Source organism: Mesorhizobium sp. M1252, assembly GCF_040318265.1.
Taxonomy (GTDB): Bacteria; Pseudomonadota; Alphaproteobacteria; order Rhizobiales; family Rhizobiaceae; genus Mesorhizobium.
Genome location: NZ_JAMYLX010000002.1, coordinates 118,492 through 131,333, shown reverse-complemented (window position 1 = coordinate 131,333; position 12,842 = coordinate 118,492). Strand labels below are relative to the sequence as shown.

Genomic DNA, 12,842 nt, shown 5'->3' with positions numbered 1-12,842 from the left:
CCGTTGTCTTGCCCGTGGCTGCCCGAGAAAGGAAGCCAGGGAAAGGGCATCCGCGCACCGTGAAACGGCGCGGCCCTTTCCGCTTATTAAGGACAAGATATGTTCAACTACCACAAAGTGGAAATCGAATGGGGCGGCCGTCCGCTCATCCTGGAAACCGGCAAGATCGCACGTCAGGCTGACGGCGCGGTGCTTGCGACCTACGGCGAAACTAAGGTTCTCGCCACCGTCGTTTCGATGAAGGAGCCGAAGCCAGGCCTCGATTTCTTCCCGCTGACCGTCAACTACCAGGAAAAGACCTACGCCGCCGGCAAGATCCCGGGCGGCTACTTCAAGCGCGAGGGACGTCCGAGCGAAAAGGAAACGCTGGTTTCCCGCCTGATCGACCGCCCGATCCGCCCGCTCTTCGCCGACGGCTACAAGAACGACACCCAGATCGTCGTCACCGTCGTCCAGCATGACCTCGAGAACGATCCCGATATCCTGTCGATCGTCGCCACCTCGGCCGCTTTGACGCTGTCGGGCGTTCCCTTCATGGGCCCGATCGGCGGCGCCCGCGTCGGCTACATCAACGGCGAATACGTGCTCAACCCGCATGTCGATGAGATGCAGGAATCCAGGCTGGACCTGATCGTCGCCGGCACCACCGACGCCGTGCTGATGGTCGAGTCCGAAGCCAAGGAACTCGGCGAAGAGCTGATGCTCGGCGCCGTCATGTTCGGCCACAGGGGCTTCCAGCCGGTCATCGACGCCATCATCAAGCTGGCCGAAGTTGCCGCCAAGGAGCCGCGCGATTTCACGGCGCCGGACTACTCCGCGCTTGAAGCCGAAATGCTGAAGATCGTCGGCGACGAGCTCAGCAATGCCTACAAGAACGTCGACAAGCAGAAGCGTTACGCCGCCGTCGACGCCGTCAAGGCGAAGGTCAAGGCAGCGTTCGCCCCGGCCGAAGGCGAAGACGCCAAGTACACCTCCGAGCAGATCGGTTCGGTGTTCAAGGAACTCCAGGCCAAGGTCGTGCGCTGGAACATCCTCGACACCGGTTCGCGCATCGATGGCCGTGACCTCAAGACTGTCCGCAAGATCGTCTCGGAAGTCGGCGTCCTGCCGCGCACGCACGGTTCGGCGCTGTTCACCCGCGGCGAGACCCAGGCGCTGGTCGTTGCCACGCTGGGTACCGGCGAGGACGAGCAGTATGTCGATTCGCTGACCGGCATGTACAAGGAGAAGTTCCTCCTTCACTACAACTTCCCTCCCTACTCCGTCGGCGAGACCGGCCGCATGGGTTCGCCGGGCCGCCGCGAAATCGGCCACGGCAAGCTCGCCTGGCGCGCTATCCGTCCGATGCTGCCGAGCGCGGACCAGTTCCCCTACACGCTGCGCGTCGTCTCGGAGATCACCGAGTCCAACGGTTCGTCGTCGATGGCCACCGTCTGCGGCACATCGCTGGCGCTGATGGATGCCGGCGTTCCGCTGGCCAAGCCGGTTGCTGGTATCGCGATGGGCCTGATCAAGGAAGGCGAGCGCTTCGCGGTTCTGTCCGACATCCTGGGTGACGAAGATCACCTCGGCGACATGGACTTCAAGGTTGCCGGTACCGAAGGCGGCATCACCTCGCTGCAGATGGACATCAAGATCGAGGGCATCACCGAGGAGATCATGAAGATCGCGCTGGACCAGGCCAAGGACGGCCGCCAGCATATCCTCAGCGAGATGGCGCATGCTCTGACCGGCGCCCGCCCCGAACTCGGTGAGTTCGCACCGCGCATCGAGGTTATGCACATCCCGACCGACAAGATCCGCGACGTGATCGGCTCCGGCGGCAAGGTTATCCGTGAGATCGTCGAGAAGACCGGCGCAAAGATCAACATCGAGGACGACGGCACGGTCAAGATCGCTTCGTCGAACGCCAAGGAGATCGAGGCGGCCAAGAAGTGGATCCATACCATCGTCGCCGAGCCGGAAGTCGGCGAAATCTACGAAGGCACGGTCGTCAAGACCGCCGACTTCGGGGCTTTCGTCAACTTCTTCGGTCCGCGTGACGGCCTCGTCCACATCTCGCAGCTTGCCAACGACCGGGTCGCCAAGACCTCGGACGTCGTCAAGGAAGGCGACAAGGTCTGGGTCAAGCTGATGGGCTTCGACGAGCGCGGCAAGGTCCGCCTGTCGATGAAGGTCGTCGACCAGGCCACCGGCAAGGAAATCGCCCGCGACAAGAAGGCCGAAGGCGAAGAAAACGCCGCCTGAGTGGTCTGACAATAGAGTTGAACGGGCGCGGCTTATGTCGCGCCCGTTTTCGTTTAATACCCGTCTACGACATGAGAATCGAAGAATGGCCGCTGAGCCGCTGAAGACACTGTTCCATCCCTTCGAGGCCGAGGGGTTCCCTCTGCCGCAAAAGGGCGAGCGTGTGTTGTTCCTGGGTGCGGAGCCCGGCTTCCGCTTGCCGGAAGGCTTCGAGGCAGAGCTCCATCTTGCACAGGGTTTCCGGCCGCATCTCCGAGCGCTGGAGCGTGCCGGTCACAAGGTAACGCCGCGCGCGGAAGGCGATGCATTCGATGCAGCGCTCGTGCTTGCCGGCCGCCATCGTGGGCTAAACGAGATGCGTATTGCCGAGGCGATCGAACGCGTCACGCCGGGCGGTCTGATCATTGTCGCCGGCGGTAAGGACGAAGGCATCGCCAGCCTGCGCAAGCGCATCGACGAGCTTGTTCCCATCGAAGGGCATCTGCCGAAATATCACGGCATCGCCTTCTGGCTTCGCCGTCCGGCCGATCTGGCGCCTGCGGAAAAACTGCGCGTCGCCAATCCCGCCTTGGTCGTAGAGGACCGCTTCCGTACCGCGCCTGGCATGTTCTCCTTCGACCGGATCGACGTCGGCTCGAAACTTCTGGTCGACAACCTGCCCAAAGACCTGCGCGGCAACATTGCTGATTTCTGCGCCGGCTGGGGTTATGTCGCCGCCGAGGTCGCGGCACGTTCATCCGGCATAACGGGGCTCGACCTTTACGAAGCGGATTTCGACGCGCTTGAGGCGGCCAAGGGCAATATCGGCCAGACAGGCTTCGAGCCCGGCTTCTTCTGGACCGATCTGCTGAGCGAGCCGGTCGAGCGGCGCTATGATGCCATCGTCATGAACCCGCCCTTCCATCGCAGCCGGGCGGCCGAGCCGGAAATCGGCGCCGGCATGATCCAGGCGGCGGGCAAGGCGCTGAAGCCGGGCGGGCGGCTGTTCATGGTGGCGAACCGTCAGCTGCCTTACGAACCGGTTCTGAAGGCTGTCTTCTCCAGCCATGCCGAACTCGCCCGCGACGGCATGTTCAAGGTTTTCTCCGCGCGCCGATAGGACGGTGCCGGTCGCCTCAATGCATGCTGACGATGCGCGCCGGCTCGTGGACGGGAATGGTCGGTCTGATATCGCCAGGCTTGATCTTGAGCGGCGCCGGCCTGCCGAACAGATAGCCCTGCACCATCTCGCAACCAGCTGCTCGCAAAAGCGTCGCCTGGTTCTCGGTCTCGACGCCTTCGGCGATGATGCCGACGCCGAGCGCCCGCGACAGGCCGACGATGGTAGAGACGACGGCGCCCGAATTGGAATCGGTGTCGATGCGGCTGACGAAGGAGCGGTCGATCTTCAGCTTGCCGAAGGCGACGTCGATCAGGTAGCTGAGATTGGAATAGCCGGTGCCGAAATCGTCGACGGCCACCGAAATGCCCATGTCGGCAAGCTGCTGCAGGATGATGGCGGCGCGGTCGCGGTCCTGCATCATCGCCGTCTCGGTCACTTCGAGCTCCAGCCGCGACGGCTTGATGCCGGTGCTGGCCATCGTGTCGCGCACGATACCGACGAAATCCTTGGTCCTGAACTGGACCGGCGAGATGTTGACGGCAACGAAGCAGTCCTCGGGCAAATGACGGGCATCGCTGCAGGCCTTGTTCAGCACCCAATTGCCGATCGGGTGGATCATGCCGGTCTCTTCGGCGATCGGAATGAATTCCATCGGCGGGATCATGCCGCGTTCCGGGTGCTTCCAGCGGATCAGCGCCTCGTAGCCGACGACACGGCCGGTCGGCAGGTCGAGCTGCGGCTGGTAGTGAAGGTCGAAATCGCCACGGTCGAAGGCGATGTGCAGTTCGGATTCGATCCAGTGGCGGTAGTCGGCGACCTGGCCCATGTCGGAATGGAAGACCGACCAGTTGCCCACGCCGCCGGCGCGGGCATTCTGCAGCGCCAGGTTGGAGCGGCGCAGGATGAGGACCGGATCGACGCCATCCTTTGGCATCGCCACGATGCCGACCGACAGGCCGACCGACTGCAGGTGGGAATCGAGCTGGTACGGCTTCAGCATCTCCTCGATCATGGTTTCGACGGTGCTTTCCATGGACCTTTGGAGTTGGTGTTCCCAGACAAGGATAGCGAACTCGCCGGCGCCGATGCGCCCCATCACCGCGCCTTCGGGCATGCAGGCCTTCAACCGCTTGGTGAAGCCGCGGATCAGTTCGTCGCCATGGCTGTAGCCGATGGCGTCGTTGATCTGCTTGAAGCGGTCGATGTCGATGTCGATGAGGAACACCGGCTCACCGGTCCTGATCGTCGCGGACGCCGCGTCGGCAATCCTGCCGACCATCGCCGGCCGCGCAAAAAGCCCGGTCAGCTTGTCGAAATGGGTTTCGTTGAAAACGTAGTCCACCGATTCATCGACGCCGGCGAAGAAGGACAAGGCAGCACCGGCGGCGGCCAGCGCGCATAGCGCCGACGCGATGCCGATCATGGTTTCCGCCTGCATGCCGGCAAAGCCGTCCCCGAAACCATGCCGGAGGCCCCAAAGCCCAAGGATGAAACTGCCAAGGCCCGAACTGGCGACGGTGAGCAGCCGGAACACAGGTGTTCGCTTCGGGTTGCTGACAGCAGGCATTGCTCAGTCCCTGTCGCATGATCCCGAAATCAACTCGACTTCGGGAAATATCAAGCGCAAATTCATAAAGGCTAAAGCATCCTTTGCGCCCAGCAAGAACGCGCAGAGCCCAAGCCCATAGGACTTCTAGCGGATATCTCCTTAAAATGAGTTTCCGCCCATGCATCTAATTTTACTGGTGAATTAATCGCGTACGCTGTCGGTCTGCTTCAACTCATCCAGGGTTGGCATCGACACGATGTGATAGCCGGAATCCACATAATGGATTTCGCCGGTGACGCCTGACGAGAGGTCGGACAAAAGATAGAGCGCCGAGCCGCCGACCTCGTCGATGGTCACCGTGCGGCGCAGCGGCGAGTTGCGCTGCTGGTAGGAGTACATGTGGCGGGCGTCCGAGATTCCGGCGCCGGCCAAAGTACGCACCGGTCCCGCCGATATGCCGTTCACCCGAATGCCGCGCGGGCCATAGTCGTTGGCGAGATAGCGCACGCTGGCTTCCAGTCCGGCCTTGGCGACGCCCATGACGTTGTAGTTCGGCATGACGCGGACAGAACCGGCATAGGTCAGCGTGATCATCGCGCCGCCTTCGCTCATCAGCGGGGCGGCATGGCGGGCGACCTCGGTGAAGGAGTAGCAGGAGATGACCATGGTGCGGACGAAATTGTCGCGGCTGGTGTCGGCGTAGAGCCCCTTGAGCTCGTTCTTGTCGGAAAAGCCGATGGCGTGGACGACGAAGTCGAGCCCGCCCCATTCCTTGCCGAGCGTCTCGAAGGTGGCGGCGACCGATGCGCTGTCCTCGACGTCGCACGGCACCACCAGAGACGCCCCAAGCTTCTCGGCAAGCGGCTTGACGCGGCGCCCGAATGCGTCGCCCTGATAGGTGAAGGCAAGCTCCGCTCCGTGTTCGGACAATTTCCTGGCGATGCCCCAGGCGATCGAATGATCGTTGGCGACGCCCATGACAAGCCCGCGCTTGCCCTTCATCAGTCCGTCCATGGCCGGCAATCCCCCTACAAAAAAACGCTGGCCTTATGCGGAATAGCGCTGGAAAATCAGCGTTGCGTTGGTGCCACCGAAGCCGAACGAGTTGGACAAAACCGTGTCGATCCTGGCGTCGTCGATGCGCTTGCGCACGATCGGCATGCCCTCGAATTCGGGATCGAGGTTTTCGATATGGGCGCTCTCGCCGATGAAGCCGCCTTGCATCATCAGGATCGAGTAGATCGATTCCTGGACGCCGGCGGCACCCAGCGAATGGCCGGTCAGCGACTTGGTCGAGGTGATGAACGGCATCTTGTCGCCGAACACCTCTCGGATGGCGCCCATTTCCCGGGAATCGCCGACCGGCGTCGAGGTGCCGTGGGTGTTGATGTAGTCGACCGGCGTGGACACCGTCGCCAGAGCCTGGCGCATGCAGCGCACCGCGCCTTCGCCCGACGGCGCCACCATGTCGTAACCGTCCGACGTCGCGCCATAGCCGACGATCTCAGCGTAGATCTTGGCCCCGCGCGCCTTGGCGTGTTCGAGCTCCTCCAGGATGAGGACGCCCGCGCCACCCGCGATGACGAAGCCATCGCGGGTGGCGTCATACGCGCGTGACGCTGTTGACGCCTTGTCGTTATACTTCGACGACATCGCCCCCATGGCATCGAACAGGTCCGACATCGTCCAGTCGAGGTCCTCATGGCCGCCGGCAAACATCACATCCTGCTTGCCCCACTGGATCAGTTCGTAGGCGTTGCCGATGCAATGCGCCGAGGTCGAGCAGGCCGACGAGATCGAATAGTTGACGCCGTGGATCTTGAACCAGGTGGCGAGCGTCGCCGACGCGGTCGACGACATCGCCTTCGGCACCGCGAACGGACCGATGCGCTTGGGGCTGTTGTTCTTGAGCGTGGTCTCGGCCGCCTCGACGATGGTGCGGGTCGAGGGGCCACCCGAGCCCATGACGATGCCGGTGCGCTCATTGGTGATGTCGCTTTCGCCAAGCCCGGCGTCGGCGATCGCCTGGTCCATCGCGACATGGTTCCAGGCCGCGCCCTGGCTCAGGAAGCGCATGGCGCGCCGGTCGATCATAGGGGTCGGGTCGAGCGTCGGCGCGCCCCAGACCTGGCAGCGGAAGCCGTGTTCGGCGAAGGAATCGGAGAAGCTGATGCCTGATTTGGCATCGTGGAGCGAGGATTGCACCTCGTTGGCGTTGTTGCCGATCGACGATACGATGCCGAGGCCTGTGACGACGACCCTTCTCATTCGCAACTCCTTCCAGCGGATGATCCCGAAACCCTAGTCGGTTTTCGCCGGCGATCATACGCAAAACCAAAATGCCGCAGCGTCGTTGCGCGTCCGGGAACGCCCTGCTGCAGTGGCGCCGGTCAGGCGGCCGATTGCTTGGACAGCCCCACTTTGAGGTCTGTCGCCGCGTATATGGGTTCGCCGTCGGCTTTAAGCCAGCCATCGGCGATGCCGAGAACCAGGCGTCCGCGCATGACGCGCTTGAAATCGATGCCGTATTCCACTTTCTTGACCGAAGGCGTCACCATCCCCTTGAACTTCACTTCGCCGGTCGACAGCGCCATGCCCTTGCCCGGCTCGCCGAGCCAGCCGAGGTAGAAACCCGTCAATTGCCACATGGCGTCGAGGCCCAGGCACCCCGGCATGATCGGATTGCCGATGAAATGGCAGGCGAAGAACCACAGGTCCGGTTTGATGTCGAATTCGGCACGGATGAAGCCCTTGTCGTGGGCGCCGCCGGTCTCGCTGATCTCGGTGATGCGGTCGAACATCAGCATGGGCGGGTAGGGCAACTGGGCGTTGCCGGGCCCGAACAGCTCGCCGCGGGCGCAAGCGAGCAATTCCTCATAACCGTAGCTGGATTTAGTACCCGCCATATGTCTCGTCCCCATATTCGTCCCGGGCGGTGGGGCGCCCTTTTCGTTGGTTTCCTAACACAATCCCTTTCGGGCCGGAAACCGGCGTTTGCGCTTAACCCGCCCGTCTGCCCGGGTCAATGCGCGCTCTCGCATCGGCCGGAAATCGATTTCGATTTTCCGGAAAGCACGATGCGACGCCAAAAAGTGATAGAGCGCACTTAGTGCGTCCAACTGGACGCATGTCGCTCTATTGATCGCATTCGGCCAACAGAATATATGTCGAGAGGTATCCAGTTTCGGTCGATGACGTTTTTTCGCCACTCTGGGCGTGTCTTGAGGCAGAACTGTGGGCTTGGACGGATAGATGGATCTGGGCTGCCGGAAGGAAAATGTCGCTGTGGACAAGCGGGTTCGCGAAGCCGGCCTGAGGCCGACGCGCCAGCGCATTGCGCTGGCCGATCTGCTGTTTGCCAAGGGCGACCGCCACCTTTCGGCCGAGGAACTGCATGAGGAGGCGATCGCCGCCGGCGTGCCGGTTTCGCTTGCCACCGTCTACAACGCGCTTCACCAGTTCACCCAGGCCGGCCTGCTGCGCATCCTGGCGGTCGAGGGGTCGAAGACCTATTTCGACACCAACACCTCCGATCACCATCATTTCTACATCGAAGGCGAAAACCGGATCTTCGACATCGAAAGCGGTCCGGTGACCGTTTCCAACCTGCCGGAGCCACCCGCAGGCATGGAGATCGCCAATGTCGACATCGTGGTGAGGCTGCGCCCCAAACGCAGCGTTTAAGCTGCACCCCATGAAACCTGTCGATCTTGCTATCCGGCTCGAATGGGTTGCGGTCGCGGTGGTGGCGATCGTCTTCTATGCTGTGTCAGGCGTTTCCTGGTGGCTGTTTGCCCTGCTCATCCTGGCGCCTGACCTGTCGATGCTGGGCTATCTCGCCGGGCCGCGTGTCGGCGCCGTCGCCTACAACGCTTTGCACATCCTGATTGTCCCGCTTTTTCTGGCGCTCGCCGGATATGTTCTGGCCAATTCGACGGCGACCGCTATTGGTCTGATCTGGATCATCCACATCGCCATCGACCGCGCGCTCGGCTACGGTCTCAAACTGTCGACCGGTTTTCAGGACACCCATCTCGGCCGTATCGGCCGTTAGGCCTCCAGCAATCTCAATTCTTGACGTGCTCGCCGGGATAGGCGCCCCACACCTGCGACTGGGCGATCCAGCCGGTGTGGCCGTCGAAGGTCATTTCGCACCACTGGCCATCGCAGGTTTTGATCGTGCCCGTAACGCCCGGCTCGATGATGGCGATGACGCTGGCGTCCTTGTCCGCATCGTCGAGCAGATTGATTCGGCCACCTTTGGTGCGTTGCCAGGGGGCGACGATCGCGGTCCGGCGGCCGGACAGCAGCGACTGGTTGATCCAACCCTCCGAGCCATCGGCATCGCGCACGCGCCGCCAGGTATCGAATTCCTGGATGATTTCCATCGGCAGGCCGGCCTTTGTGTACATCCAGTCGACGGAATAGTTGGCGCCGGGGCCAACGCGCGAGTTGACGCGAGCCGATTTCAGGCTGACGAAACGCGGCAGCGGCAGGCCGCTCGGCCCGAGCGTGACCGTCTGCACAGGTGCCGCGGCTCCTTGCGCCGCGGCTTGCGGGGAATGCAGGAGAGCGCCGAGAAGCGCTGCGCTGAGGATCAGGCGAAGCGACGCGAAACCAGACACTTTCATTCCTTTCGGCGCGTGCCCTTTGGTCCGGGCGCCCCTTTTTCTTTGTCTTCGGCGGCACCGCTTGTTACAGGAGTGGCAGGCACCGCGACCGGTATTCAGTTTCGCCTGTCTTGGTTAAAGAGGTCTCAACGAGATCGGGTTCGAGGAAACAATGGCAGGCAAAAAACGGCCTCTCGTCGTCATCACGCGCAAGCTGCCCGATCCGGTCGAGACCCGCATGCGCGAACTCTTCGACGCCAGGCTGATTGTCGAGGACCGCCCGATGACGCAGCCGGAGTTGGTCGCGGCGATCAAGGAAGCCGACGTGCTGGTGCCGACCATCACCGACCAGATAGACGAGGCGCTGATTGCCCAGGCCGGCGACAACCTCAAGCTGATCGCCAATTTCGGCAATGGTGTCGACAAGATCGACGTGGCGGCGGCGGCCAAGAAAGGCATCACCGTCACCAACACGCCGAACGTGCTGACCGAAGACACCGCCGATATGACCATGGCGCTGATGCTGGCTGTGCCGCGACGGCTGGCGGAAGGCGCCGCCGTGCTGACCAGCGACAAGAAATGGGCCGGCTGGTCGCCGACCTGGATGCTCGGCCGGCGCATCTGGGGCAAGCGCCTCGGCATTGTCGGCATGGGCCGCATCGGCACCGCGGTGGCGAGACGCGCCAAGGCCTTCGGCCTGTCGATCCACTACCACAACCGCCATCGCGTGCTGCCGGCGGTCGAGGAAGGGCTGGAGGCGACCTATTGGGAAAGCCTCGACCAGATGCTTGCCCGCATGGACATCATCTCGGTCAATTGCCCGTCCACCCCGGCGACTTTTCATTTGCTGTCAGCGCGGCGCTTGGCGTTGCTGCAACCCACAGCTTACATCGTAAACACCGCACGCGGCGACATCATCGACGAGGAGTCCCTGGTCAAGCTGATCCAGGACGGCAAGATCGCCGGCGCCGGCCTCGACGTCTACGAGCACGAGCCGGCGCTGAACTCGAAGCTGCTGAAGCTCGCCGCCAAGAACAAGGTCGTGCTGTTGCCGCATATGGGCTCGGCGACGCTCGAAGGCCGCATCGACATGGGCGAGAAGGTGATCATCAACATCCGCGCTTTCTTCGACGGCCACCGTCCGCCGGACCGCGTGCTGCCGCTGCGGACGTGAGATAAGCGATCAGGCGGCGCTTGTAAGGGCGCCGTCCTCAGCCACACTTACATGCTTGCCACGGTAGGCCTCAAACGCATCGCGTCCGAGCCTGAGCGCCAGCGGCGTCCGCCAGCCCATTTCCCTGGCAACGATCAGCCCCAGCAGCAGGATCGCGTCCGGCTCGTGCAGCACGAGTGCCGCCGGTGCATGGCCATTGTGGACCAGTTCCATCAGCACGGCGGAGGCCGAGGACGAGCCGATCGTGCCCGGCAGGAACAGCACGCGTCCGGCAATGGTCTCGCCATGTTGCGGGTGGCGGACATCGGCGATACGGCCGCTCTTCGGATCGACGCCGCCCCAGAAGCTGATCGGGGCGGTCAGCACCAGTGCGACGCCTTCGCCACCGCTGCCCTGCACCAGGATTTCGGCGACGGCGCTCATGCGGCGATATCCGTAAACCTTGGTTTACCGGCAACCGCGCTTTCGACGCAGTCGGCCAGCGAGCCGTAAAGCACGGCGTAACCGATATTGCCCGGCGCGTATTGCGCGAATTTTCCCGAATTGGTCATCAGTACACCGCCGGCAAGCTCCGGCAGGATCGGCGTCACCACAACGCAGGTGTCGGCGACGATGATCACGCCGCTGGCCTCAAGCGTCTTGCGCTGTCCGCTCTGTTCCAGCGTTGTCAGCACGTGCCGGCCGGTGCAGGCGTAAATCGGGACGCGCAGCCGCCGCCCGCCGATCAACTGCTCCAGCGCTTTGAATTCGGCCGCCGACAGATGCGGACTGCCGATCGCTACCGCATCGATGACGGTTTGCGTGGCTGCCGTTGACAGGCCCGCGCGGGCTTTGGCGGCCATTTCCGGCGTGACGCGGATCACCGTTTCCGACCTGCCGCTGGTCAGGATGGTCTCGGCGTCGGGCGCCTCGGGCGTCACGCCGGCAATGTGGAAGAGGCCGACTGCGCCCGACGATGCCGCTGCCGCGCCGAAGGCTTTCAGCGCGTCCTCGCCGGGATGGTGGGAGATGCCGGTGACGACGCCGACGGCACTACCCACCTCGCGGCCATAGAGGCTGCCCAGCACCGGCCAGGCGATCTCCGAATCAAGGAACGAGGCGGACAGGCCGGAGACGTCGAACACCAGCCTGGCCTGCCGGTTCTCGACGCGGTGCAGGCCGTAATAAGGCGCGCGGCCCGATATGGCGCAGGCAATGTCGAGGAAATCGCCATAGCGGTTGGTGCGCGCGCCCAGCACCGAATTGCAGAACACCACGGCGTTGGATTCACCCCAGGCGACATCGCTGCCAAGCGCCGGCCTGTGGCCAGCCTGATAGGGCGCGCAGGTCCAGCTCTGCTCGCAGCCCAGTTTGCGGTAGGCCTCCATCATCCGCCGGGCCATGCCGCGCGCCGGCTCTTCGAGGCGCACGCGCGAGCAGCCCATCAAATCGAGCGCGCCGACATTGAGCGTCGAACGCACGGCAACGCGCGCGCCGCCCTCGACCAGCCTTTCGGCAAACAGCGTGCCGGAATCGCCGTGATAGAGCGCGCCGTCTATATGCGTCGAGGCGATCGGGATCAGCCGCGGCGCGCCAAGCAGCGCAGCGCTTTCGGCAACGATGCGCATCGCCATCGCCGCTCCGTCGTGGCCGGAGGCGATTGCCTGCTCCTGCGCGCTGAGGGCGAGGCTCACTTGAGCTCCTTGCGCATGGTGATCGAAGTCGGCCGGTCATAGCCCTGATGTGCGGTGCGTGCGGTTTCGCGAAAGCCGAGACGGGCGAAGGTCGCGTGGTTTGCGGTGAGTTCGACCCGGGTCTGGAGTTCGATGGCTGACTTGTTGCGGCTGCGGGCAAGATCCTCGGCAGCCTGCATCAGCCGCCGGCCGATGCCTCGCCCCTGGAGCTCAGGCTGGATGGCGAGCTTGCCGACATAGAAGTCAGCGTCCCTTTCCGAGGCGAAGACGCAGCCGGCGATCCTGTCATCCTGCAGCGCCAGGAACACCGTCTCCTGGCTGGCTTTGTCTCGGAGGCTTTCGGCGCTCAGCAGATGCGCCGAGGATGGCGGGTCTATGACGCCGTCCATTGGCGCAAAGGCCTGCATGATCAAGCTGAGCAGTTCGTCCCAGCGATCGAAGCCGGGGGCAAGCCGCGTGACCAAAACGCCGGCGGGCTGATCCATGC

At 63.3% G+C, this 12,842-nt stretch carries 13 protein-coding genes; 5 read left to right on the top strand and 8 right to left on the bottom strand.

Annotated features, from left to right (window positions below):
- Positions 1-99: 99 nt before the first annotated feature.
- Both pnp and NKH22_RS04185 read left to right on the top strand, forming a co-directional pair.
- The gene (gene pnp, locus NKH22_RS04190; protein ID WP_023688738.1) at positions 100-2,247 is read left to right on the top strand and encodes a polyribonucleotide nucleotidyltransferase; all 2,148 of its coding nucleotides are present in this window, start codon (positions 100-102) and stop codon (positions 2,245-2,247) included.
- An 85-nt stretch (positions 2,248-2,332) separates the two neighbouring features.
- Positions 2,333-3,346, top strand: a complete 1,014-nt coding sequence (locus NKH22_RS04185; protein WP_352670020.1) for a class I SAM-dependent methyltransferase — start codon at positions 2,333-2,335, stop codon at positions 3,344-3,346.
- A 16-nt stretch (positions 3,347-3,362) separates the two neighbouring features.
- Here NKH22_RS04185 and NKH22_RS04180 read toward each other — a convergent pair whose 3' ends face one another.
- The 4 genes from NKH22_RS04180 to fabA all read right to left on the bottom strand — a co-directional run bounded on the left by NKH22_RS04180 (position 3,363) and on the right by fabA (position 7,804).
- Positions 3,363-4,916, bottom strand: coding sequence for a putative bifunctional diguanylate cyclase/phosphodiesterase (locus tag NKH22_RS04180; RefSeq protein ID WP_352909008.1), 1,554 nt, complete (start codon positions 4,914-4,916; stop codon positions 3,363-3,365).
- Positions 4,917-5,099: 183 nt separating this feature from the next.
- A complete protein-coding gene (fabI, locus tag NKH22_RS04175; RefSeq protein ID WP_023669564.1) occupies positions 5,100-5,912 on the bottom strand; it encodes an enoyl-ACP reductase FabI in 813 nt (270 codons plus the stop codon).
- Positions 5,913-5,945: 33 nt separating this feature from the next.
- Positions 5,946-7,166: a beta-ketoacyl-ACP synthase I gene (fabB, locus tag NKH22_RS04170; protein WP_023736148.1), complete on the bottom strand. Its 1,221-nt coding sequence runs from the start codon at positions 7,164-7,166 to the stop codon at positions 5,946-5,948.
- A 122-nt stretch (positions 7,167-7,288) separates the two neighbouring features.
- A complete protein-coding gene (gene fabA / locus NKH22_RS04165) occupies positions 7,289-7,804 on the bottom strand; it encodes a 3-hydroxyacyl-[acyl-carrier-protein] dehydratase FabA (protein WP_023692579.1) in 516 nt (171 codons plus the stop codon).
- Positions 7,805-8,150: 346 nt separating this feature from the next.
- On the opposite strand from fabA, the gene irrA reads away from it, so the two are divergent.
- Both irrA and NKH22_RS04155 read left to right on the top strand, forming a co-directional pair.
- Positions 8,151-8,582 (top strand): iron response transcriptional regulator IrrA, encoded by a 432-nt coding sequence (irrA, locus tag NKH22_RS04160; RefSeq protein ID WP_023692578.1) that lies wholly within the window; start codon positions 8,151-8,153, stop codon positions 8,580-8,582.
- Between the two features lie 10 nt (positions 8,583-8,592).
- Complete coding sequence (locus NKH22_RS04155; RefSeq protein WP_352909007.1) at positions 8,593-8,952, top strand: DUF4260 domain-containing protein; 360 nt, start codon at positions 8,593-8,595, stop codon at positions 8,950-8,952.
- A 13-nt stretch (positions 8,953-8,965) separates the two neighbouring features.
- On the opposite strand, the gene NKH22_RS04150 is transcribed toward NKH22_RS04155, so the two are convergent.
- A complete protein-coding gene (locus NKH22_RS04150; RefSeq protein ID WP_023669569.1) occupies positions 8,966-9,523 on the bottom strand; it encodes an SH3 domain-containing protein in 558 nt (185 codons plus the stop codon).
- Between the two features lie 157 nt (positions 9,524-9,680).
- On the opposite strand from NKH22_RS04150, the gene NKH22_RS04145 reads away from it, so the two are divergent.
- Positions 9,681-10,682, top strand: a complete 1,002-nt coding sequence (locus NKH22_RS04145; RefSeq protein ID WP_352909005.1) for a 2-hydroxyacid dehydrogenase — start codon at positions 9,681-9,683, stop codon at positions 10,680-10,682.
- Between the two features lie 9 nt (positions 10,683-10,691).
- Here NKH22_RS04145 and NKH22_RS04140 read toward each other — a convergent pair whose 3' ends face one another.
- Genes NKH22_RS04140 through NKH22_RS04130 form a run of 3 tightly spaced genes read right to left on the bottom strand, consistent with a single transcriptional unit; the run spans position 10,692 to position 12,840 of the window.
- Positions 10,692-11,105, bottom strand: coding sequence for an aconitase X swivel domain-containing protein (locus tag NKH22_RS04140; protein ID WP_023692574.1), 414 nt, complete (start codon positions 11,103-11,105; stop codon positions 10,692-10,694).
- Positions 11,102-12,355 (bottom strand): aconitase X, encoded by a 1,254-nt coding sequence (locus NKH22_RS04135; protein WP_023692573.1) that lies wholly within the window; start codon positions 12,353-12,355, stop codon positions 11,102-11,104. Before NKH22_RS04135 ends, NKH22_RS04140 begins: the two co-directional genes overlap by 4 nt.
- Entirely contained in the window at positions 12,352-12,840 is a 489-nt protein-coding gene (locus NKH22_RS04130) for a GNAT family N-acetyltransferase (RefSeq protein ID WP_023692572.1), read from the bottom strand. The genes NKH22_RS04135 and NKH22_RS04130 overlap by 4 nt, the downstream gene beginning before the upstream one ends.
- Positions 12,841-12,842: the final 2 nt, after the last annotated feature.